Consider the following 21323-nt stretch of genomic DNA (forward strand, 5'->3'; position numbering starts at 1 on the left):
CAATCGCTGGCAGGGCAGAGGCCATCATTCTTAGCAGAATCGAGCCGCCGGGCAGTTCCGGTTCTCCACAGGCCACATGCTCCGGATGCCGCGTGGTCACGTGATCTGTACGACGCGAATCCGGATGCTGACGGCCGCAGCCTGATCCAAGCTCTCCATGAGCGTGTCGGCGACCTGCCGTGCGGTTCTGGGCGTGTCGCTTTCGCGTCGGGTCGCGATCCGGGCGTTGACGACGGTGGTCCCATCGGTGTCGCTGACGTCGACCCTGCTGGGAGGTTCGAGCTTGCCGGTGGCGAGCGCCGCGACGAGGTCGGGCAGGCGTGCGGTGAGGGCGGTGGGCGGGAAGACCCGTTCGACTCCCGCGACGGCGAGGACCCGCTCGGTGAGAACGTCGCTCGGACCTGCGTCCACTGGATCTGCTGACGTCATCGCACCTCCTTGGTGGCGACGTAACCATGGAGGTCCTCGATGGTCACGTCGACGGCGGCGATGTCGAGTTCCGTGTGCCGGCCCAGCGCGGTGGACACGACGTCGCGAAGTGCGGTGGACAGCTCGGGGATCGGTCGGCCCCAGCGGACGCTGGCGGTGAGATGCACATCGACGGATGCACCGGGGCGGTCGGCGTCACCGAGGAGCTCGCACTTGCCCACGATGAGGCCATCGAGGTCGTCGGCGGCGGCGCGGATGAGGGCCAGGACGGCGCCTTCGGTCACGGTGATGCGCACGCGCGGGTCGGGGTGGCGGAGGGGAAGGTCGCGACCGGCACGCATCTCTCGGTGGATGTTGTGCATGATCGCCTGCAGCCAGGTGTCCGGCGGGGCGGGGAGTGTCGCGGCATCCTGCGCGAGGAGATCGCCGGAGAGCCGAGAGACCCGGGCGAGTGCACGGAGTTCGTTGAGACACACCGGGCAGGTCTCGATCGTCGGGTCGTACGGGGTTCGGTCGGCGGCGAGGTAGTCGCCGAGCTCTTCGACGGTCTTGCCGCATTCGAGGGTGGGTTCCGGTTCGTTCATCGCCACCCGTCCATCTGCGCGGTGATGTTCGTACGCGCACGCGCGAGCTTACCTCTCACGGTGGCGGGCGACAGGTGCAATTCCTCGGCCATCTCGTTGTAGCTCAACTCTGCGATCTCCCGGAGCAGCCAGCATTGGCGTTGGTCTTCGGGCAGCTTGTCGAGAGCGACTGAGAGGGCCCTGAGTTCCGCGTTCCGCACGGCCACGTTCTCGGGGTGCGTGTCGGTGGGTACCGGGACTTCGCGCGGGGGGAGGGCGGCATCCGTCGGTCGTCGCCTGATGTGGGCGAGCGCCTGTCGGCTGGCGATTCTCATCAGCCACGACTTCACGGAGCCGCCATTCCGGAGTGTGGGGAGTTGTCGCCACGCGACGATGAACGCCTCCTGGACGACATCGTCGGCTTCCGTCCGGGACCCGACCATCCGCGAGGTATAGGCACGCATGAGGGGCCCGTGCCGCTGCACGAGCGTCTCGAACGCGGCCGTATCGCCATCGACCGCTCGTGCGACGAGGATCTCGTCATTGACGAGGCGCAGTCGATGGGATGAGGGGTTCTCCCGTTCGGATGCTGCCACCCCACCCTCCTCGAGGACGATTTGTGACGAATGCGCTCCACCGCGTCTCTTACCTGTAGAGCGACGGTATCGCTCCGACGCTGAGCCACAAGGTGATTGCGTTTCGCCTACTCCACCGTTAAGAGGACTTTCCATGGCTACCGAAGATCAGTACTCCGCCACCAGCGGCAGCTCCCAGATGCCGGCTGCACCGACGTCCACGGCCGCAAGCGGTTCGCGCGTCGACCGTTCGTCCGCACAGTCCCGAGTCTCCGCCGGGGCGGCCGCTGCAGGTCGCACCACCATCGCCGACGGCGTCGTCGCGAAGGTCGCGGGGATCGCCGCCCGTGAGGTCACGGGCGTGTACGCGCTCGGCGGCGGCAGCGCGCGCGCGTTCGGCGCCCTGCGTGATGCGGTCAATGCGACCGATCTGACCCAGGGCGTCAAGGTGGAGGTCGGCGAGACGCAGGCCGCCGCCGACATCACCATCGTGGTCGAGTATCCTGCTCCGATTCAGGACGTCGCGAGGAATGTTCGTGCCGCCGTCAGCGGTGCGATCAGCTCACTGGTCGGGCTCGAGGTCGTCGAGGTCAACGTCGCGGTCAACGACGTGCACCTGCCCGGCGACGGCAGGGACGAGGAAGAGTCGCGAGTCTCATGACGACCACCATCGCCGGTGCCCTGATCGGCGCCATCCTGGCGATCTCCATCATCCTGTTCGGGTTCTGGGGATTCCTCCTCGTCGCCGTGTTCATGGCTGTCGGGGCGGTCCTGGGCCGCATCGCGTCGGGGAAGCTCGACGTTCGCGGACTCGCCGACGTGTTCACCGGCCGGCGCACGTCGTAATGGTCACGGCAGCTGCAGCGTCCCTCGGCGGTGGCCCCGCGCTGGTCGCCGCCGAGGCGCCGCCGCCGAGCCTTCCCGGCCGGATCGATGTCGAGGAACGTGTGCTCGTGAAGGTGGCCCGAGAAGTGAGCGCCGACACGGTGGGCGTCGACCGCGGCCAGGTGTCGGTGGATGTCGCGGAATACCGTGGCGGGATCGCGGTGCGGATCTCCACCCCGCTGCCGATCCCGGCTCTGGACGACACGATGGCCATCCAGGCCGGGAAGCCCGTGCTGGAACGGGTCGCTTCGATCCAGCACGAGCTCCGTGACCGCCTCGCGCGCGTCATCGGACGCGATGTCGTGCGCGTCAACATCACGGTGACCGGCGCGGTCATCGCGCAGAAGAAGCGAGTGAAATGAGCACCCCCGCATTCCGACGCATCGTGCGCCGGGAGACCCACTCGCCTCGCACGGTTGCCATGATCATCGCTGTCGTCATCCTGATCCTCGCGCTGGTGTACATCGGCGTCGAGATCATGCTGCACCTCCTCGCGCAGCCGGCCCTGCTGGTCGGGCCCGAGGCGGCATTCGCGTGGATCGCCGCACTGCCCAGCGCGCAGCCCTCGTGGGCAGTGGTCGCCGGCGGAATCGTGCTGGCCGTCATCGGTCTCGTCTTCGTGTTCCTGGCCGTGGCTCCCGGGCGCCTGCCCAAGCACCAGATGGCCTGGACCGATCGGGCCGTCGTCGTCGACAACGGGGTGATCGCGTCGTCTCTCGCTCAGCACCTCAGTGACGAGACCGGCATCGCCCGCGACAACATCTCCGTCGGAGTGTCCCACCGGAGGGTCGATGTGACGGTGACGCCTGGTCCGGGAGTTCCGCTCGATGCGGAACGCGTCCGGGAACTGGCGGAATCCGAGATGGCGACCTATCAGCTCACTCCGTCGGTGAAGACGCGGGTTCATACCCTTCGACGTCAAGAGAGCGAACTCAGCTGATGAACAACACCAACCGAGCCGTCAACCGCATCGTCCTGCTCATCGTCGGCATCGTGCTCCTCGTGCTCGGAGTCGCCGCTGTGGTCGTGATCGCATGGCCCGTAGCCGCGCCGTACTGGACCTGGACCGGCGAAGCCGCCGGTGCCTCGATCGAGCAGGCCATCGAAGCGACGATGATCGGCGAGACCACCCTGAGTTGGATCACCCTCGCCGCACTCGCGCTCATCCTGCTGCTCCTGGTGGTGCTCGTCGCCATTCTGTTGCGAACGATCGGCGGGGGCCGCTCACGCACGGTTCTCCGCTCCAGCGGCCAGGAGAACCCCCTCGGCCGGGTGATCGTCGGAGAAGGCTTCGTCTCCGACGCGTTGAAGAACTCCCTCGGGGAACGTGACGAGATCCTCTTCTCCAACGTCACCGCCAACGACATCCGGAAGCAGCCCGTCATGCACGTCAGCGTGACACCGCGCCAGAACACGTCCCCCCGGCACGTGGCCGAAGACGTCGATCAGCTCGTCACGAACCTTGCCACCTTGACCGGCCGGGACATGCCGACGTTCATCTCCATCCACTCCGGGTTGCGCGCGAGATTCGCCAACGATCAGCGCAGGCTCGCGTAGGGCAGCTCGGACGGGCATCAGGCCGACCGGAGCGGAGCGGTTCGTCTCCGCCGGATTCCGCATTCCGACGCGCTCTTCCTCGTCGTCGAAGACGAACGACGACTCGTGTTCACCAACGCGGTGGACAGCACGCGGCGGCCGGCTTCGCCCGAACCGGTACCGATGACCGCCGAGATCACGTTCGCGGAACATCCGGAGGGCACCGATGACCGCGTCGGCGTCCGCCGCCGTTGCATCCGGTGGTCGCGAGGTCAAGGGCGTTCCCGTGTTTGCTCGCGGCCCCCAGACTGGGCTGCGAGAAGCTGAACGGGGAACGACCGCCGTGAACGGGGAACCATGCGTGTGATCAGGGTCATCATCGATCGACGGGAGTATTCCCTTCCTGCCGAGCAGAGCATCGAGGCGATCATGGGATCGATCACCGAACGATCCGGTCAACCCCCTGCCCCGGATGACCCGTCTCCTCGAAGATGAGGGGAAGGAGGTCGACCGATGAACCGCAACACCGCATCACATCGGGGTGGCGGGCGCTTGGACGGCGGGGACGCGCTGCACGAGGCCAAGCACCCCCGCGTCGCCATTGCCGGGCCCTACGGCCATCCATTCCATCCCATCCTGGTGACCATCCCGATCGGCGCGTGGATCGCCAGCGTCGTGTTCGACGTGATCTCGCTCTTCGCCGACGACCCGTCGCCGTACGCGCTCGGTGCCACGGTGCTCGTGGTGATCGGGCTCGTGGGGGCCGTCCTCGCCGCGATCTTCGGGCTGCTCGACCTGCTGCAATTGGCAGCCGGCACGCCGGCGCGACGAACCGGGCTCACGCACATGGCGTTGAACCTCGGCGTCGTCGTCGTGTTCCTGATCAGCCTCATCATCCGCCTCGCCGCCGAGCCGGGCGACGTGAGCATCGCGGCCATCGTGCTCAGCGTGCTCGGTGTGCTGGTGCTCGGGGTGTCCGGATGGCTCGGCGGCAAGCTCGCCTACCATTACGGCGTCCGAGTTGCCGACGAGCATGAGCAGCTGACCGGTTTCCGCCGGGAGGGCTGACCACATGTCACGCAACGTCCGCACGATGGCCTGCTCGCCGCAGGCCGTGTTCGAGGTGCTCGCCGACGGGTGGCTGTACCCGTCGTGGGTCGTCGGCGCATCCCGCATGCGCGACGTGGACCGGGCGTGGCCCGCCGAGGGAAGCGAGCTCCATCATTCCGTCGGCGTGTGGCCGATGCTCATCGACGATGACACGGTGAGCCTCGAGTGGAACCCGCCGCTGCGCGCCGTCGTGCGCGCGAAGGGGTGGCCGATCGGCGAAGCCTCCGTCACCATCGACGTTCGCGAGCGAGGCGACGGATGCGTCGTGCGCATCCAGGAGGAGCCGGTCAAGGGTCCCGGCAGCTGGGTCCCACGGTTCCTCACCGAGCCGCTGCTGCACGTCCGCAACCGGGAGACGCTGCAGCGCCTCGCGTACCTGGCTGAGGGTCGCGAAGACAACAGGACGCCCTGATGCCCGTCGCCGTGGTCGTCGGCGGATCGGCCGGGCTCGGCCGCGCCATTGTGCGACGGCTCGCCGACGACGGCTGGTACATCGGCGTGCTCGCTCGCGAGGAGGCGCGCCTCGCGGCCACGGTCGACGAGGTCACCGAGCGCGGGGGGCGCGCGACATCCGTCTCCGTGGACGTGGCCGATGCCGATGCCGTGGAGGCCGCCGCCGCCCGCATCGAGCGCGACCTCGGACCCATCGAACTCTGGGTCAACGGCTCCATCACCGCAGTGCACGGCGAGTTCCTCGACGTCGATCCGACCGACTTCGAGCGGGTGACGGATGTCACGTACCACGGCCTCGTCAACGGCACGCGCGCGGCCCTGTCGCGCATGATCCCGCGCGATCGGGGACATGTCATCCAGATCTCGTCGGCGGTCGCGCACCGGGGCATGCCACTGTTCTCCTCATACTGCGCGGCGAAGGCGGCGAGCCGGATCTTCACCGAATCGGTGGTCAGCGAGTTGCGCCATCATCACAGTCACGTGCGCATCTCCCAGATCGACATGCCCGCGCTCGACACCCCCTTCTACAGCTGGGTGAAGAACCTGCTCCCACGACGGTCGCGGCCCATCCCGGTCGTCTTCGAGCCCGAAGTGGGCGCCCGAGTGGTGGCCTCGGTGGTTCGGCACCCGCGACCGCGGACCTGGGTGGGAGAATCGACCGTGTTCGCGATTCTCGGCAACCGTCTCGCGGGCGGTCTGATGGACCGCTTGGTCGGGAGGTTCGGCTACCGCGCGCAGGAATCGCACGGCGAGCACGCCCCCATGCTGCCGCCGAACCTCCATGAACCGGTGCCGGCGGATGTCGCGACGCGAGGCGTCTTCGGCCGTCAGGCGGTGTCGTGGTCGCCGCAGGTGTGGGTGGTCACCCATCGGCGCGCGGCATCCGTGCTCGCGGTGGCCTCCGGAGCCGCGGTGGCCGGCCTGGCCATCGGTCGGAGGCGCGCGGGATGACCGACGTGGACGCGGTGGTCGTCGGCGCCGGGCCGAACGGGCTGGCCGCCGCCGTCACCCTCGCACGGGCGGGTCTGCGCGTGCACGTCTTCGAACGGAGCGCGACCATCGGCGGCGGCGCCCGGACCATGGAACTCACGCTGCCGGGCTTCGGCCACGACGTGTGTTCGGCGGTGCATCCGATGGCCCTCGCATCGCGGTTCTTCAGGGACTTCGAGCTGGCACGGCGCATCGACCTGCGCCAGCCGCCGATCTCGTACGCGCATCCGCTCGACGGCGGCCGCGCCGGGCTCGCCTACCGCGACCTCGACCGCACGGTCGACGGGCTCGGACACGACGGTGTGGCGTATCGGCGTCTGATGGCGCCGCTCGTGGCGCGAGCCGACGAGGTCGCGTCGTTCACCGGGAGCAACCTGGTCGGCCTGCCGGCGCATCCGCTGACCGCGCTCCGGTTCGGGCTGCGCGCCCTCGAGCAGGGCTCGCCGCTCTGGAACGCGCGGTTCGAGGGCGACGTCGCACCGGCGATGCTCACCGGCGTGGCGGCGCACACCGTCATGCCGATGCCGGGTCTCGCGTCGGCGGGTGCCGGCCTGGCGCTCGGCACCTACGCCCACGCGCGTGGATGGCCGATCCCGGTGGGCGGCAGCCAGGCGATCGTCGATGCGCTCGCCGCGGACCTCCTGGCCCACGGCGGCACGATCACCACCGACGCCGAGATCACCGACTTCGGCCAGCTGCCGTCGGCGCACGCGGTGCTCTTCGACGTCACGCCGAAGGCGCTCCTGCGAATCGCTCGAGCCCGCATCCCCGCGGGATACGCCCGATCGCTGCGCCGCTTCCGCTACGGCAACGGCGTCGCCAAGGTCGACTTCGCGCTCTCGGCTCCGGTGCCGTGGACGAATCCCGACCTCGCCGGAGCCGGCACCCTGCACCTCGGCGGCACCCGTGCCGAGATGGCCCGATCCGAGCACGGCGTGGCGAGGGGCCATCACCCTTCATCTCCCTACGTGCTCGCGTCGCAGCCGACGATCGTCGATGCGTCGCGCGCACCTTCCGGCCAGCACGTGCTCTGGACCTACACCCACGTGCCGCGCGGCTCGGATCGCGACCAGCGAGAGGCGGTCACCCGGCAGATCGAGCGCTTCGCGCCGGGTTTCCGAGACGTCGTGCTGGCCGCATCGAGCAAGACCGCGCTCGAGGTCGAGGCGTACAACCCCAACTACGTGCTCGGCGACATCGCCTCGGGCACGCCGTCGATGGCGCAGCTGCTGCGACGGCCGGTGCTCTCGCCCGACCCGTGGCGCACGCCCGCCCGTGGGGTCTACCTCGCGTCGGCGTCGACACCGCCCGGACCCGGGGTCACCGGGCTCAACGGATGGTACGCGGCGCTCAGCGCGCTTCGCCACGAGTTCGGCATCCGCGCGCTGCCGAATCTCTCGTTCGAGCCCTCCCCTTCTCAACCCGCCCGTGGCGTGACGTGACACCAGTGACCGCATCCCCCGACCTCGGCCGCTACGGCGTGTGGCGTCCGAGCCGCACCACGACGCCCGAGATCGCGGCAGGCCTCGAGCAACTCGGCTTCAGTGCCCTCTGGCTCGGTGGCGCGACCGACGATCTCGAACTCCCCGAGCAACTCCTCGACGCCACCGACCGACTCAACGTCGCGACCGGCATCGTGAACATCTGGCGTTCGACGCCCGACCAGCTCGCGGCATCCTTCCACCGGCTGGAAGCGCGCCACCCCGGTCGCCTGCTCCTCGGCATCGGAGTGGGGCATCCGGAATCGGCGGAGCACTACCGCAGCCCGTACTCCGCCGTCGTCGGCACCCTCGACGCCCTCGAATCGCTCGGTGTGCCGCTCGAGCGGGTCGCACTCGCGGCCCTCGGCCCGCGCATGCTGCGCCTCGCCGCCGAGCGCACCGCCGGCGCGCACCCCTATCTCACGACGCCCGAGCACACTCGCTCGGCTCGCGAGGCGATGGGCCCGGGCTCCCTCCTCGCGCCCGAGCAGAAGGTGATGCTGACGACGGATGCCGCGGCGGCCCGCTACGTCGGACACAAGTTCGTCGGCCCGTACCTCGAGCTCACGAACTACAGGGCGAACCTGCGGCGGATGGGCTTCGACGACGCATCACTCGCCGATGGCGGCACCGACGACGTCATCGACGCGCTCGTCGCCCACGGCGAGGCGGCGGAGATCGTCGCGCGGCTCGACGCGCACCTCGAGGCGGGCGCCGACCACGTGGCGATACAGGTGCTACCCGGCCGCGACGACCCCCTGCCGACGCTGTCGGCGGTCGCCGCGGCCGTCGGGTTCTGACGGCCGTTCGCTCCCGTCGGGCGAACGCCCCGCTCCCGGAATTCCGCGGGAGCAGCGGTTGTCAAGGCCTTCTTGCTGGGGCGAATCGCGATATAGCTTGACGGCTGTGAGTCCAGCAATCATCGAGAGTCCGTCCGTCGCGGCGCACACGCCTCCGACCACCCGCACGCCGGTCGGGGTCTACCTCTTCGTCGGGTTGACGGTCGTCATCGCGTTGGGCGCCGTCCTGCTCCAGCCGTGGCTGCCCGCGAGCGACCTGCTGCGCGACAGCCAGGATGTCGCGGCGAGGCACGGCAGTTCCCACGCGGCGTACGGACTCATCTCGAACGTGGGCATCCTCATGATGGCGGTGGCGTCGGGTGCCGCGCTCGTCGGTTGGATCGTGCTGGGCGGGCGGACGAGCGCCCTCCGATCGCTCCTTGCCTGGAGCGCCGTACTGGGCCTCGCCTTCGTGCTCGACGACCTGCTGCTCCTGCACGAGACCGCGGCGTTCCTTCCCGGTGCCTCGATCGCCATCGCCGCCGTCTACGGGCTCGCCTTCTTCCGCTATCTCTGGCGTTTCCGCAGCACGATCCGGCGAGAGCTCGATGCCGGGCTGCTCGCCGCCGCCGTGGTCGCGCTCGCGGTCTCCGCACTCGTCGATGTCGTGATCGACCCCACGGAATGGTCGGTGTTCATCGAGGACGGCGCAAAGCTCCTCGGGGTCGTGGCGTGGTCGGTCTTCGTGGTGCGGGCGACCCTGGTCGCGCTCACCCGAGTTCGACCGCACCGGCGAGTCGTGGCGCTGAACTGAGGTCGTCGAGCACCGCGTCGAGCGGGTCGCGGCGCGGATACTCGAACGAGGGCTCCCGCGGAATTCAGCCGCCGACCGACGCCCGCTCGAGGGCCCCGAGCCCATCGCCCGCCGAAAGGGTGAGCGTCTCGAGCAGCTGCGCGACGGCGTCGGCCTCGCCCTCGATCTGGACACCCGCGGCGGCCAGGTCCCGCGTCGGCGCACCCCCGATGCCGATGAGCTCCCTGACGTCGGCAACGGAACCGCGAACGTTCGCGTCGGCGGAGTCACCGTCCGGTGGCCCGATGCGGAGGCGCTCGTCGCTCACCACGACCCGGAACCGATCTCCATCGATGTCGAAATCGACCCCGACGTCGAGTCCACGGGCCTTCGCGGAATCGAAGTGCACGAGCATCGACATGGCGACCGCGGCAGGGGTCGTGGAGAGCTCGCTGCTCCGACTGGGAGACAGGCGACCCCATTGGGCCAGCGCGAGCACTGCGGGTTCCAGCGCGGCACCCCACTCCGTCAACTCGTAGACCCACGACGCCGACGGTGGGGGAAGACGGTGACGCTCGACGACCCCCGACTCCGTGAGGCGCTGCAACCGATCGGTCAGCACACTGCTGCTGGCGCCGCTCAGTCGCTCTTGGATGTCGGTGAACCGACGAGGCCCGAACATCAGCTCCCGGACGACAAGCAGGGCCCAGCGTTCGCCGACGAGGTCGAGGCTGTGGGCCAGCGCGCAGCTCTCGTTGTACGAGCGAGTGGATGCGGCCATTCCCCAATTATAGCTAGTTCGTTCGAAGTAGGTACTTCCTTTTTCGCAGTAGATCCTTCTAAAGTGACAGGATGGAATCCCCACCACGCTTCTCCGAGCGACCGTGGCTCGCCTTCGCCGTCGCGGGAACCGCCATCTACCTGACCGTCCTCGATCTGTTCATCGTCAATGTGGCGATCGAGTCGATCGGCGCTGACTTCGGCACCGACACGGCGGCGGAGCTGTCGTGGGTGTTGACCGTCTACGCGATCATGTTCGCCGCCGTCCTCGTACCCGCGGGCACACTCGGCGACCGCTTCGGCAGGAGGCGGCTGTTCCTGGTCGGGTTGGCGCTGTTCCTCGTCGGGTCGCTGCTCGCGGGCGTGGCATCCGGTTACGCCATCCTCCTCGTCGGCCGGGCGATCCAGGCGGTCGGCGCAGCGGTGGCCACCCCGAATTCCCTCGGGGCGGTGCTGCCGATGTTCGCGCCGCAGCGACGCCCCGTCGTCCTCGGCGTGTGGGGCACCATCGCTGCGTCGGGCGCAGCATCCGGCCCTCCGCTCGGCGGTCTGCTCGCGCAGGCCGACTGGCGATGGATCTTCCTCATCAACTTGCCGGTCGGACTCCTGGCACTCGTGGCCGCACCCCGGGTGATGAAGGAATCACGGACGACGGAAACGTCCACCCGGACGGATTGGATCGGGGCGCTGGCCTTGGCGGGTGCGATCGGATCCATCACCTTGGCCTTCGCGCAAGGTCCGGAATGGGGCTGGGGCCTGCCCGTCGTCGGCAGCATCGCCACCGCCATGCTGCTCGGAGCGGTGGTCGTGCTCCGAGCGCGAAGCCACCCCCACCCGATCATCGAGCCCGCCCTGTTCCGCCGGCCAGGTTTCGGCGCCTCGCTGTTGGCCACGGCGGCGTTCTGGGGATCCTTCGCGGGACTGCTCCTGGCCAGCAGCCTCTACCTCACGGCGGTCCGCGGATACGACGTGCTGGAGGCCGGCCTGAGGCTCGCTCCAGGGCCGGCGATCTCCGCCGTCGCCGCCGCCGTCGCCGGCCGGCTGGCAGGACGGATCGCTCCGATCGCACTGGCGGTGAGCGGCACCGCAGCCCTCGCGATCGGCGCCGTGCTCCTCGGCCTGAGCCTCAGCGACGACGCCTCGTACCTCTGGGCCTTCCTTCCCGGATCGCTGCTCGCCGGAGTCGGTGCCGGCACCGCCATCCCCAACCTCCTCGCGCTCGCCCTGGTCGGTATTCCGCCCAATCGGTACTCCACCGGGGTGGCGGTCTACACCGTGTTCCGCCAGATCGGCGCCGCCGTCGGTACCGCCGTATGGGTGGCATCTGTGGGAACCGCCTCGCTCGCCATTGCGGCGAACTACCGGCTCGGATGGTGGGCCGTCGCCGGCTTGGCGGTCATCGCGCTCGTCTCCCTGGCCTTCGTCGCGAGGCCTGCCCGCACCCCACCGGATGTCTCGGGACCCGTCCCCGAGACCACCGGCATCGACGTTCGACAGCCGTGACCCCGCACCACCAACAACTGGAGGAAGCCATGCACACCCCCTGGCAGATCGACGGACTCTCGAAGCGCACCTCGGGCTTCGACTTCCTCGTCGGCGAATGGTCGGTCGACAACCGCCGACTGCGGAAGCCGCTGACGAGCGACGACGAGTGGTACTCGACGCCCGCGACCGCCCGCTCGACCACGCTCCACAACGGCGCGATGAGCATCGACGAGATGTGGTATCCCGAACTGCAGTTCGCCGGCGCATCCGTGCGCGTGCACGACGCCGTCGCAGACGACTGGACGATCTACTGGGTGAACAGCCAGACCGGGCACCTGCAGCCTCCCGTGCGGGGCCGCTGGATCGACGGGGAGTTCACCGCCACCGGACCCGACACCTACGACGGCCGCAGCATCATCGCCCGGTACCATTGGCACTCGATCACGGAGGACTCAGCCGTCTGGGAGCAGGCCTTCTCGGTCGACGAGGAGCGCACATGGGAGACCAACTGGGTGATGACCTGGAGCCGCACGGCCTGACTCCGGTCTGGCACCGCCGCATCCCCGACGAGGAGCTGCTGAGTGCCATCGCCGATGTCGCCGCCGACCGCGCGCGCGTCGAGCGGATGCGGAACGAGATCGAAGAGGGCTTCGAGCTGCTCCGCGGCACCGAGAAGGCGGTGTCGGTCTTCGGCTCCGCCCGCACCGGCCCCGACCACCCCCATTACCAGCTCGCCCGCCGCATCGGAGCCGGTCTCGCCGGTGCCGGGTTCACCGTCATCACGGGCGGTGGGCCGGGCGTCATGGAAGCCGCGAACCGGGGCGCGATGGAAGCCGGCGGGGCATCCGTCGGACTCGGCATCGAACTGCCGCACGAACAGGGGCTCAACGCCTACGTCGATCTCGCGCTCGACTTCCGGTACTTCTTCGCGCGCAAGCTGATGTTCGTGCGCTACGCCTCGGCGTTCGTCGTGCTGCCGGGCGGCTTCGGCACGCTCGACGAGACGTTCGAAGCGCTCACGCTCGTGCAGACGGGCAAGATCCACGACTTCCCGGTCATCCTCGCCGGATCCGAATACTGGAACGGCCTCGTCGCGTGGATCAGGGAGCAGCCCGCGGCATCCGGCTATATCGCGCCCGACGACCTCGACCTCATGACCGTGTCCGACGACGCCGACGAGATCGTCGAACTCGTGCAGGCCGGGTGGGAGCGCCAGCAGGCCCTGAACGAGTCGAGCAGCACGGACTGACGGTCAGGGTCCCGCAGGTCAGGGGCGCCGGCGCCCTCGTCGCTTCGCCGTCCACGCGAGGTACCCGCCCATCGCGCCGAGCATGCCGAGCCCGGTGCCGACCATCGTGCCCTCCCACGCGCGCCACTTGCGTTCGCGTGAGACCACGTTCCCGATGCCCGAGATGAGGGAGGCGGTGATCATACCCACCACCAGTCGGTTGCCGATCCGTTCCACGCGGCCGACGATGGGTTCGAGCTCCGCCGCCCGCAGATGCACCTGGATGCCCGCCGCGTCGGCTTGGTCGATGATCCGGCGCAGCACTCCCGGCAGGTCGAGGGCGAGCTCGCCCATGTCCGCAGAGGCTCGTGCGAATCGTCTCGCGAACACCAGCGCGCTCATGCGCTCGCGCGCCAGCCGCTGAGCGTAGGGTTCGAGCGCCTCGCCGAGCCGGAACTCGGGGTCGAGCTTCACGGCGAGCCCTTCGATCTGCAGCAACGCCTTGAACAACAGCGCCATCTCGCGCGGCAGCCGCAGGTGATTGTCGCGCAGGATCCCGAACAGCTCGGCCATCATCCGCGCGAACGGTGTTTCACGGAGCGACCGCAACCGGTAGCGGGAGAGGAAGACCCGCAGGTCCTCGCGCAGGGTCTCCCGGTCGACGTAGGCCGCGCTCACCGAGACACCCACGAGCGCGGACGCGAGCAGGTTGTGGTCGCCGCGCACCAGGGCGATGAAGAGGTTGCTGAGGTGACCGCGCAGCTCCTCCTCCACCGCTCCCACCATGCCGAAGTCGATGAGGGCGATCGTGCCGTCGTCGTGGATGAAGAGGTTGCCCGGGTGCAGGTCGGCATGGAAGAACCGGTCCTCGAAGGTCATCTTCAGCACGATGTCGGCGCCGCGGCGGGCCACGTGCTTGCGGTCCACCCCGGCAGCGTCGAGGACGGTCGCATCGCTCACGTTGGCGCCGTGCATCCGCTCGAGGGTCAGCACCCTCGACGTCGTGAACTCCCAGAACACGCGCGGGATCAACACGTCGGACACGCCCTCGAAGTTCTCGGCGAAGCGCTCGGCGTTGCGGCCCTCCTGCAGGTAGTCGAGCTCCGCGCGGATCGTCTTGGCGAACTCGTCGGCGAGCCCGGCCGCGTCGTACTCACGGGCGAGGTCCCAGCTGCGATTCGCGCGCATCGCGAGGTTCTGCACGATCTCGACGTCCTGCTGCACCTGGGCGACCGCTCCCGGGCGGCGGACCTTCACCACCACCGGCGTACCGTCCTTCAGGGTGGCGACGTGCGCCTGGCCGATCGAAGCCGACGCGAGCGGCTGGTTCTCGAACGAGGCGAAGAGCTCCTCGGGCTCGCCGCCGAGCTCCCGGCGGATCACGTCGCGGATCAGGTCGACCGGCACGGGCGGTGCGGCATCCTGCAGCTTGACCAGTTCGTCGATGTAGGCGGGCGGGAGCAGGTCGGGGCGCGTGGAGAGCACCTGGCCGAGCTTGATGAACGTCGGGCCCAGCTCCTCGAGGGCACGGCGCAGGTGCGCGGGCGACTCGAGGGTCTCGGTGGCGGATGCTGCGGCTCCGCGGCGTCGGAACGGCATGAGCCGATCCAGCCCGATCAGACCACCGAGGAACCCGAGGCTGTGGCGTCGGAGGATCGTGGCGATCTCGCGGTATCGAGCGGTATGCCTCGTGTCGGCCTGGCCGGTGGTCATGTCGACCCCTCGTCGTCTCTGGGCGTCCTTCCGGGTCGTTTCAACGTACACCGGCGCCGTTCATACGCCGCAGGCATGACCCCTCGATTCGAGAAGTCGCAGATGCACGGTGGCACCATGCATCCGGGCCCGTTCGATCGGATGCCCCACTCACGCGCCTGCGGCTGGCGGGCGCTCAGCGAGCAGAGCGCGGACGCCCGCGAGGAACGCCTCCCGATGCGATCCGAGGTCGTCGCCGGTGACCTCCACCACGTGCCATCCGGCGGCGATGAGCGCGCGGCGACGGCGCAGGTCCTCCTGCCACCGTCGCCGATCCGTGCGGTGGATGTCGCCGAGGTACTCGATGGCGATCCGGCGGTCGGGGTACGCGAGGTCGGGATGCACCACCGTGCCGTCGGGGAGCTCGACCGCCGGATTCAGCACCGGCTCGGGCAGTCCGGCGTCGACGAGCGTGAGCCGGAGGTGACTCTCCTTGGGCGACTCCGCACCCACGCGCACCTGCGGCAACGCGGCCGCGAGCTTCGCCCGCCCCCGCCGGGACCCCCACCGCTCCGCGGCATCGCGCAGCTCGTCGATCGTCGCGAGTGCCGGTTCGCGCACCTCTCCGCGACGCCGCCCGGTCACGATCGCGTCGCCGACCGCGACGAGGTCGTACGTCGACAGCCCGGATGCGAGTTGGCACCAGACGTCGGCCGGCGCGACGACCCGGAAGCCCTCATGCAGGAGCATCCGCGGGGCGACGGATGCCACGTGGCCGACGACGCCGCGGCCGCGAGCCCTGGTGGCGCCCGGCGGGGCGAGCACGTGCACCTCGGACGGTTCCGCGGGCAGCGGCAGGCGAAACAGCGCCGCCGCACTTGCGTGCGAGAACGCCTCGCCCGTGCGGAGCAACGGCTCGTACGCACGGCAACGGCCGACGACATCCGAGAGATCCAGCCCAACCGAGCGGGCCCCCGTGAACGGCCGCTGCACGTCGGTGGCCCAGAGCCGCCCACGACTCGCGTTGTGGAACTCGTGGTCGCGGACACGGAAAGCGGCGCCGTGCAGATACGGGGCAAGCGAGGCGCGTCGGGTCATCCGCCCACCCTGCCGAACGCGGAGCGGGGACGCGCGAGCCTCTCCACAGGCAGGACGTCACGCGAGGGCGCCCAGTCGAAAGGGCGCGAATGCAGGGTCGCACCATGCAAACGCGACTTCTGGATCTCCGGACGAGTCGGACGGTCGCGACGATCCGACCCCCGGACGAGAATCGGACCCCCGCCGTCGTGGCGAGGGTCCGATCCCCGGGGGAACTCTTGGGGCGTCAGTCGCCTTCTGGGCCCTTGCCCTGGCTCTTCTCGTCGGCGACCTCACCGGCACCGTCGGCGGCGTCGCCGGCGCCGTCGGGCGCCTGGCTCTTCTCCTCGGCGGTCTCCTGCCCGACCTGCGCGTGCTCGCCGGCCGTCTCCTGACCATTCACAGCGTGCTCGGCGGCGTTCTCGAGACCGGCCTGGCGCTTCTCCTCGGCGTTCTCGAGCGCCGCTTCGCGCTTCTCCTCGCCCTTCTGGCGTGCGTCCTCGGCGGTCTGCTGGCCGAATTCGCTGTTCTCGAGGCCGGTGTCGCTGACGTTGTTGCCCGGGTGACCGGTGACCTCGTTGAACACCACCTGCGCCGGCTCGGGCAGCACGCCCGCTGCGCCGGCGGCGCCTGCGCCACCGACACCCACCAGCGCCGCAGCGCCCGCTCCGATGGCGATCTTCGCCGCGAGGCCGAGGCCCATCAATCCGCTCAGTGCCACTCTTCTTCTCCGTGTTCCCGGCACCGACACCCGGTTCGCGGGTGCCGGCGCCGAATTCGTCGCGTACCGTTCGTCTGCCGAAGCCGAGATCCTCGCCGCTCGCTCGAGGTCGAGGCGAGCCGCGAGCGCAGCCGATGGCTGCGGTGCCGGCTCGAGTGAGGCACGCCGGAACACCGCGACGGCATGTGCCACGACCGCGAGGTCGTCGCGGGCTTCGGGTACCTGCCCGCGAATCACGACCGCAGCGTCGTCGTCGGTGATCCGGTGTGCACTCATCTCACTCCCTGCTATCGACGGATGCCGCTCCAGGGGTACGGCCTCCAGAGAACTTCTTTCGCAACGACTCGAGCGCCCGCCGCTGGAGTGCCTTCACGGCCCCCTGCCGCTTGCCGAGCACCTCGGCGACCTGGTCTACGGTGAGGTCGCCGATGATGCGGAGGACCATGACGTCGCGCTGGTCGGGCGGCAGCCCCTCGAGCAGGGCCCGCGTCGAGGCATCCGTCAACTGCTGGATCGCTGCCTGCTCGGCGCTCGGGCTGCGGCGCCGGTCGAGCTCATCGTCCCACTCGACGTGATGACCACGCTTCGCGCGTCGGCGCAGCTCGTCGACGAGGCGGCGGTAGGCGATCGTGAACACGAACGTGCGGAATGCCGCCGCATCGCCGCGGAACCGGTCGAGCCCGTCGAAGACGGCGAGGAAGACCTCGCTCGTGAGGTCCTCGGGTTCGTGAGAACCGCGCGCCCGCAGGAACGCCACGACGGCCGGTGCGTGGTCGACCCAGAGATTCGTGCATGCCCACTGGGCCCCCGATTGCGCGGCGAGGAGCACCGCCTCGAACGCGTCGTCGGAGGCGAGGTCTCCGGGCATGCGACGCGACGACGATCTCGGGCGGGAGGTCGATCGGGACAGTGCGCTCTCGGGGTCAGCCATGTCGGGGTCAGAGTGTAGAGGACTCCGCGCGATCGCCGTCGGGATCGTCCACAGGCGGCCCGGAGCGGTCCGGCGTCCCGCTGTTCCGGTATGGTGCGGACGGTGACCGCGTTCTGGGTCTTCCTCATCGGGCTCCTCGCCACCATCGGCGGAGCCGAGCTGCTCGTGCGCGGCGGCACCCGCCTCGCCGCACGCCTCGGCATCTCGCCGATGGTGATCGGCGTCACCGTGGTCTCCATCGGCACGAGTACCCCCGAGCTCGCCATCGGCATCGACTCCGCGCTGCAGGGCAGCGGTTCGCTCGCACTCGGCAACATCGTCGGGGCGAACACGCTCAACCTGCTGCTCGTCATGGGTCTCGCGGCACTCATCCGGCCCCTCACCCTGCGTTCGCAGGCCCTGCGCCTCGACCTCCCCGTGATGGTGGCGGCGGCGGTGCTCGTGTTCGCCGTCGCGATCGACGGCGTCGTCACCCGGCTCGACGGCGTGGTGCTGCTCGCGCTCGGCCTGCTGTACACGATCCTCGTCGTGCGGGCGGCGCGCCGCGAGACGGTGGCGACGCGTGCGGAGTTCGAACGGGAGTTCGGCGGGCCCCGGGTCAGGACTGTGGCATCGAGCCGCCGCACGATTCGAGACGCGGTCTGGCTCGTCGCCGGCATCGGCATCATCGTCGTCGGCGCCGACTGGCTCGTGAGCGGCGCGGTCGACCTCGCCAGGGGCTTGCGCGTGAGCGAGGCGGTGATCGGCCTCACGATCGTCGCCATCGGAACGACGGCACCCGAACTCGTCACGGCGATCGTCGCGACCGTCCGGCGCGAACGCGACATCGCCGTGGGCAACCTGATCGGGAGCAGCATCTACAACATCGGGCTCATCCTCGGAACGACGAGCGTCGTCGCCGTCGGTGGCATCCGGGTGGATCCCGATCTCCTCTGGGTGGGCCTCCCGGTGATGGTCGCCGCGACCGTGGCCACCGCCCTCGCTTTCCTCACCGGCGGGCGCATGCGCCGACCAGAGGGCGCGGTGTTCGTGGTCGCCTACGTGGCGTATCTCGGCACCTTCGTGTTCCTCCGTACCTGACGGATCGAGGGCAAGGAGGGCATTGCACCCATGGGACCTTCGGCACGGCCGCGCATCGGCCTCGCGCGTACCGTCGCATCCGGAACTGCGAGGGAGGCATCATGAGCCCCATCGACGACGGCATCAATGAACTCGAGGTGCGGATCCCCGATCGCGGCGTCGAGTTCGCCGCGACCATGGCCGTGCCGCCCGAACCCACCGGATTCGTCGTGTTCGCGCACGGCAGTGGCAGCAGCCGGCACAGCCCGCGCAACCGGTTCGTCGCCGAGACGCTGCAGCAGGCGGGGTTCGGCACGCTCCTCGTCGACCTGCTCGCGGTGCAGGAGGAAGCCGACCGGGCGAACGTGTTCGACATCCACCTGCTCGCCGACCGGCTCGTCACGGCGGTGCGCTGGCTCGGCGAGCAGCCCGAGGCCACGGGGCATCCGATCGGCTTCTTCGGAGCGAGCACGGGGGCGGGCGCGGCGCTCGTGGCCGCCGCCGATCCCATGGTCGACGTCGCTGCGGTCGTGTCGCGGGGCGGCCGACCCGACCTCGCAGGGGCGAAGCTCGCCGACGTGCGCGCGCCGACGCTGCTCATCGTCGGAGGCGACGACACGCAGGTGATCGAGCTGAACCGCCTCGCGCTTGCGCAGCTGACCTGTCCCGCCGAGCTCGAGATCGTGCCGGGCGCGACGCACCTCTTCGAGGAGCCCGGCACGCTCGAGCAGGTCGCCGATCTCGCCCGCGAATGGTTCCTGCGGCACGTCTCCGGCGAGCCCCGTTAGCCGGCCAACAGCTGCTCCATCCGCTCGATCTCGGCCGTCTGGCTCTCGACGATGGCCTCGGCGAGCGCGCGAACCTCGTCGTTGCGAGCGTCCTCGATCATGTGGGTCATCTGGATGGCGCCCTCGTGGTGATCGATCATGCCCTCGAGCCAGAGCCGATCGAACTCGGCACCGGTGGCGTTCTCGAGGGCCGTCATGTCCTCATCGCTGAGCATGCCTCCCATGTCCATGCCCATGTCGGACATGCTGTGACCCATCGACGTGCCGGCGCCGGCGGCGTCGAGCCAGCCCTGCATCTGCTCGATCTCGGGCGCCTGGGCGTCGCGGATCTGCTGGGCGAGCTCGAGCACCTCCTCGTCGGTTGAGCGTTCGAGCGCCAGATCCGACATGTCGACCGCCTGCTGGTGGTGCGGGATCATCATCTGGGCGAACATGATGTCGCCGGGGCTGAACTCGCCGGAGTCGGATGCTCCGCCCATCGGGCCCTGCCCCTGGCCCGACATGTGGTCGCCCATGCCGCGATCGTCGTCGTCGGCTTGGCCGCCGCGCAGGTTGATCGTGCAGCCCGTCAGGACGAGTGCTGCGGAGAGTGCGAGCGCGGCCACTCCGGCCACGCGGTGGTTGCGTGTGAACATGTGGTGCTTCCTTACCTCGTTGAAGTGTCTCGATGGCGCGGCGGCGAACGAGTGGATGGCGCGCCGGCGCCGCCCGTTCGCGTGACGCGCGTCACGTTCTCGAGATCCCCAAGCGGGAGAGGTCGACGTCGAGCGGATGTCGGTCGCGGACGTCGTGAGGGAGCAACGCGCTCGGCCATCGTCGTGGCGGGTCGCTCAGGGCCGGCAGCATGCGGCACCGACGAACGAACATGACGAGTGACAGCACCGCGAAGCCGGCGAAGACGACGATCATTCCGACGGCGCCGGTCGTGTCGAGGAGCGCGGTCGAGGGTGCCGCGGCGGCGGGCTCGACGGGCAAAGCGGCGGCCGGGTCTGCTCCAGCGGACGTGCTGACGTGACCGGCGTGACCGGATGCCTCGGCATCTCCGGATGCCGCGGCATCGCCTGCCGCGGCAATCGTCATCACCGAGCCATCCGCCATGATGTGGCTCGCCGCGGCCGACTCGGCCGGCGCGATGCAGATGGCGTGGAGGAGGGGCGCCGAGGCGACCAGGAGCGCCGCCACGACCCAGGCGACGGCCGTGGGGATCCTCGACGGAACTCCCATGGCATCAAGGATGCGCCTGCGGCCTATGCGCGCGCTGGGAACTGCTCCTGGGCGGCACGACCGCTGCGACGGAACATGATGGCCCCCGCCCGCGCCTCAGGCCTGGCGCTCGAACGACCGGAGGTGGTTCTCGGAGCCCGAGAGCAGCCGCTCGAGTACGCCCACCACGTCGGCCTCGTCCTCGGCCGCGATGGCGGCGCTGAGGTCGGTGATGTCCTTCTCCTCGATGACGATCCCGACCTGGATGGCCTCGGCGAGGCTGGTCGAGCCGCGCGCAACAAGGTCGTCGTAGAGCGCCTGCAGGTCGGGGTCGGTGAAGACGCCGACCTCCGCCGAGCGGGGATCGGCGATACCGCGGTCCGTCAGCAGGGGCGCGACGAGTTCCTGATGGGTGGTCTCGCTCTCCACGATGTTCGTGAAGATGTTCGACCCCCACAGGTCGCCGAGGGTGACGTACACGTCGTGGGCGAGCTTCTCCTCCTCGATGAGGAAGAGCAGCGCCGTCGTGGTGTTGTACGCGGGCGCGGCCTCGGGCTCGGGCGTGGCGACCGCGTCGTCGGTCGGCGGCACCTCGGCGGGTGTCGTCGCGACCGTCGTCGGCGCGGCATCCGGCGCCTCGCCCTGGCCGTTCGCGAGGGCGATGGCGACACCGACACCGGCGAGCACCACGGCGCCCGCGACGATGCTCGTGGTGATGATGGTCTGCTTCTTCATGACCGTGCTCTCCTTTGGTATCGACCGGGG

27 protein-coding genes are annotated in these 21323 nt (G+C 69.7%); 16 read left to right on the forward strand and 11 right to left on the reverse strand.

Features of this window, described 5'->3' with window-relative positions; genetic code table 11:
• Window positions 1-96: 96 nt before the first annotated feature.
• From AB0K73_RS02840 to AB0K73_RS02850, 3 genes are read right to left on the reverse strand one after another with little or no spacing between them, the layout of a single operon-like run.
• The gene (locus tag AB0K73_RS02840) at window positions 97-429 is read right to left on the reverse strand and encodes a hypothetical protein (RefSeq protein WP_360510705.1); all 333 of its coding nucleotides are present in this window, start codon (window positions 427-429) and stop codon (window positions 97-99) included.
• Window positions 426-1013, reverse strand: a complete 588-nt coding sequence (locus tag AB0K73_RS02845) for an Asp23/Gls24 family envelope stress response protein (protein ID WP_360510704.1) — start codon at window positions 1011-1013, stop codon at window positions 426-428. The genes AB0K73_RS02840 and AB0K73_RS02845 overlap by 4 nt, the downstream gene beginning before the upstream one ends.
• The gene (locus AB0K73_RS02850; RefSeq protein ID WP_360510703.1) at window positions 1010-1588 is read right to left on the reverse strand and encodes an RNA polymerase sigma factor; all 579 of its coding nucleotides are present in this window, start codon (window positions 1586-1588) and stop codon (window positions 1010-1012) included. Before AB0K73_RS02850 ends, AB0K73_RS02845 begins: the two co-directional genes overlap by 4 nt.
• A 133-nt stretch (window positions 1589-1721) precedes the next feature.
• On the opposite strand from AB0K73_RS02850, the gene AB0K73_RS02855 reads away from it, so the two are divergent.
• The 11 genes from AB0K73_RS02855 to AB0K73_RS02905 all read left to right on the forward strand — a co-directional run bounded on the left by AB0K73_RS02855 (window position 1722) and on the right by AB0K73_RS02905 (window position 9615).
• Entirely contained in the window at window positions 1722-2228 is a 507-nt protein-coding gene (locus AB0K73_RS02855) for an Asp23/Gls24 family envelope stress response protein (RefSeq protein ID WP_360510702.1), read from the forward strand.
• The gene (locus AB0K73_RS02860) at window positions 2225-2413 is read left to right on the forward strand and encodes a DUF2273 domain-containing protein (RefSeq protein ID WP_360510701.1); all 189 of its coding nucleotides are present in this window, start codon (window positions 2225-2227) and stop codon (window positions 2411-2413) included. Before AB0K73_RS02855 ends, AB0K73_RS02860 begins: the two co-directional genes overlap by 4 nt.
• Window positions 2413-2814 (forward strand): hypothetical protein, encoded by a 402-nt coding sequence (locus AB0K73_RS02865; RefSeq protein WP_360510700.1) that lies wholly within the window; start codon window positions 2413-2415, stop codon window positions 2812-2814. The genes AB0K73_RS02860 and AB0K73_RS02865 overlap by 1 nt, the downstream gene beginning before the upstream one ends.
• Window positions 2811-3392 carry a DNA/RNA endonuclease G gene (locus AB0K73_RS02870; protein WP_360510699.1) on the forward strand — a complete coding sequence of 194 codons (582 nt, stop codon included), beginning with the start codon at window positions 2811-2813 and terminating at the stop codon, window positions 3390-3392. The genes AB0K73_RS02865 and AB0K73_RS02870 overlap by 4 nt, the downstream gene beginning before the upstream one ends.
• Window positions 3392-4009, forward strand: a complete 618-nt coding sequence (locus AB0K73_RS02875; protein WP_360510698.1) for a hypothetical protein — start codon at window positions 3392-3394, stop codon at window positions 4007-4009. Before AB0K73_RS02870 ends, AB0K73_RS02875 begins: the two co-directional genes overlap by 1 nt.
• A gap of 492 nt (window positions 4010-4501) precedes the next feature.
• Entirely contained in the window at window positions 4502-5056 is a 555-nt protein-coding gene (locus AB0K73_RS02880; protein ID WP_360510697.1) for a DUF2231 domain-containing protein, read from the forward strand.
• A gap of 4 nt (window positions 5057-5060) precedes the next feature.
• Window positions 5061-5510, forward strand: a complete 450-nt coding sequence (locus tag AB0K73_RS02885; RefSeq protein WP_360510696.1) for an SRPBCC family protein — start codon at window positions 5061-5063, stop codon at window positions 5508-5510.
• Window positions 5510-6502 (forward strand): SDR family oxidoreductase, encoded by a 993-nt coding sequence (locus AB0K73_RS02890; RefSeq protein ID WP_360510695.1) that lies wholly within the window; start codon window positions 5510-5512, stop codon window positions 6500-6502. The genes AB0K73_RS02885 and AB0K73_RS02890 overlap by 1 nt, the downstream gene beginning before the upstream one ends.
• Window positions 6499-7983, forward strand: a complete 1485-nt coding sequence (locus AB0K73_RS02895; protein ID WP_360510694.1) for an NAD(P)/FAD-dependent oxidoreductase — start codon at window positions 6499-6501, stop codon at window positions 7981-7983. Before AB0K73_RS02890 ends, AB0K73_RS02895 begins: the two co-directional genes overlap by 4 nt.
• Window positions 7984-7988: 5 nt before the next feature.
• The gene (locus AB0K73_RS02900) at window positions 7989-8822 is read left to right on the forward strand and encodes an LLM class F420-dependent oxidoreductase (RefSeq protein ID WP_360510693.1); all 834 of its coding nucleotides are present in this window, start codon (window positions 7989-7991) and stop codon (window positions 8820-8822) included.
• 106 nt (window positions 8823-8928) lie between these two features.
• A complete protein-coding gene (locus AB0K73_RS02905) occupies window positions 8929-9615 on the forward strand; it encodes a hypothetical protein (protein WP_360510692.1) in 687 nt (228 codons plus the stop codon).
• A 64-nt stretch (window positions 9616-9679) separates the two neighbouring features.
• Here AB0K73_RS02905 and AB0K73_RS02910 read toward each other — a convergent pair whose 3' ends face one another.
• On the reverse strand, window positions 9680-10375 hold the full coding sequence (locus tag AB0K73_RS02910) for a winged helix-turn-helix transcriptional regulator (RefSeq protein WP_360510691.1): 696 nt from the start codon (window positions 10373-10375) through the stop codon (window positions 9680-9682).
• Window positions 10376-10446: 71 nt separating this feature from the next.
• Between AB0K73_RS02910 and AB0K73_RS02915 the strand changes: the two genes are divergently transcribed.
• From AB0K73_RS02915 to AB0K73_RS02925, 3 genes are read left to right on the forward strand one after another with little or no spacing between them, the layout of a single operon-like run.
• Complete coding sequence (locus AB0K73_RS02915) at window positions 10447-11877, forward strand: MFS transporter (RefSeq protein ID WP_360510690.1); 1431 nt, start codon at window positions 10447-10449, stop codon at window positions 11875-11877.
• Window positions 11878-11906: 29 nt separating this feature from the next.
• Window positions 11907-12398 (forward strand): hypothetical protein, encoded by a 492-nt coding sequence (locus AB0K73_RS02920; protein ID WP_360510689.1) that lies wholly within the window; start codon window positions 11907-11909, stop codon window positions 12396-12398.
• Window positions 12356-13108 (forward strand): TIGR00730 family Rossman fold protein, encoded by a 753-nt coding sequence (locus AB0K73_RS02925; RefSeq protein ID WP_360510688.1) that lies wholly within the window; start codon window positions 12356-12358, stop codon window positions 13106-13108. The genes AB0K73_RS02920 and AB0K73_RS02925 overlap by 43 nt, the downstream gene beginning before the upstream one ends.
• 18 nt (window positions 13109-13126) lie before the next feature.
• Here AB0K73_RS02925 and AB0K73_RS02930 read toward each other — a convergent pair whose 3' ends face one another.
• From AB0K73_RS02930 to AB0K73_RS02945, 4 genes are all read right to left on the reverse strand, one after another.
• Window positions 13127-14800, reverse strand: a complete 1674-nt coding sequence (locus AB0K73_RS02930; RefSeq protein WP_360510687.1) for an AarF/ABC1/UbiB kinase family protein — start codon at window positions 14798-14800, stop codon at window positions 13127-13129.
• Between the two features lie 150 nt (window positions 14801-14950).
• Window positions 14951-15877, reverse strand: a complete 927-nt coding sequence (locus AB0K73_RS02935; RefSeq protein ID WP_360510686.1) for a hypothetical protein — start codon at window positions 15875-15877, stop codon at window positions 14951-14953.
• Window positions 15878-16103: 226 nt separating this feature from the next.
• Window positions 16104-16853, reverse strand: coding sequence for a hypothetical protein (locus AB0K73_RS02940; protein ID WP_360510685.1), 750 nt, complete (start codon window positions 16851-16853; stop codon window positions 16104-16106).
• Between the two features lies 1 nt (window position 16854).
• On the reverse strand, window positions 16855-17508 hold the full coding sequence (locus AB0K73_RS02945; RefSeq protein ID WP_360510684.1) for a sigma-70 family RNA polymerase sigma factor: 654 nt from the start codon (window positions 17506-17508) through the stop codon (window positions 16855-16857).
• Window positions 17509-17610: 102 nt separating this feature from the next.
• Between AB0K73_RS02945 and AB0K73_RS02950 the strand changes: the two genes are divergently transcribed.
• Together AB0K73_RS02950 and AB0K73_RS02955 are read left to right on the forward strand one after the other, a co-directional pair.
• Window positions 17611-18588, forward strand: a complete 978-nt coding sequence (locus AB0K73_RS02950) for a calcium/sodium antiporter (RefSeq protein WP_360510683.1) — start codon at window positions 17611-17613, stop codon at window positions 18586-18588.
• A gap of 101 nt (window positions 18589-18689) precedes the next feature.
• Window positions 18690-19355 carry a dienelactone hydrolase family protein gene (locus AB0K73_RS02955; protein WP_360510682.1) on the forward strand — a complete coding sequence of 222 codons (666 nt, stop codon included), beginning with the start codon at window positions 18690-18692 and terminating at the stop codon, window positions 19353-19355.
• Here the strand turns inward: AB0K73_RS02955 and AB0K73_RS02960 are convergent.
• The 3 genes from AB0K73_RS02960 to AB0K73_RS02970 form a co-directional block, all read right to left on the reverse strand.
• Window positions 19352-19990: a DUF305 domain-containing protein gene (locus AB0K73_RS02960; RefSeq protein WP_360510681.1), complete on the reverse strand. Its 639-nt coding sequence runs from the start codon at window positions 19988-19990 to the stop codon at window positions 19352-19354. The genes AB0K73_RS02955 and AB0K73_RS02960 overlap by 4 nt on opposite strands.
• A 91-nt stretch (window positions 19991-20081) precedes the next feature.
• Window positions 20082-20579: a hypothetical protein gene (locus AB0K73_RS02965; RefSeq protein ID WP_360510680.1), complete on the reverse strand. Its 498-nt coding sequence runs from the start codon at window positions 20577-20579 to the stop codon at window positions 20082-20084.
• 96 nt (window positions 20580-20675) lie between these two features.
• Complete coding sequence (locus tag AB0K73_RS02970) at window positions 20676-21293, reverse strand: DUF2202 domain-containing protein (RefSeq protein ID WP_360510679.1); 618 nt, start codon at window positions 21291-21293, stop codon at window positions 20676-20678.
• Window positions 21294-21323 lie beyond the last annotated feature (30 nt).

The sequence above is a fragment of the Agromyces sp. NPDC052230 genome (assembly GCF_040679595.1).
Taxonomy (GTDB): domain Bacteria; phylum Actinomycetota; class Actinomycetes; order Actinomycetales; family Microbacteriaceae; genus Agromyces.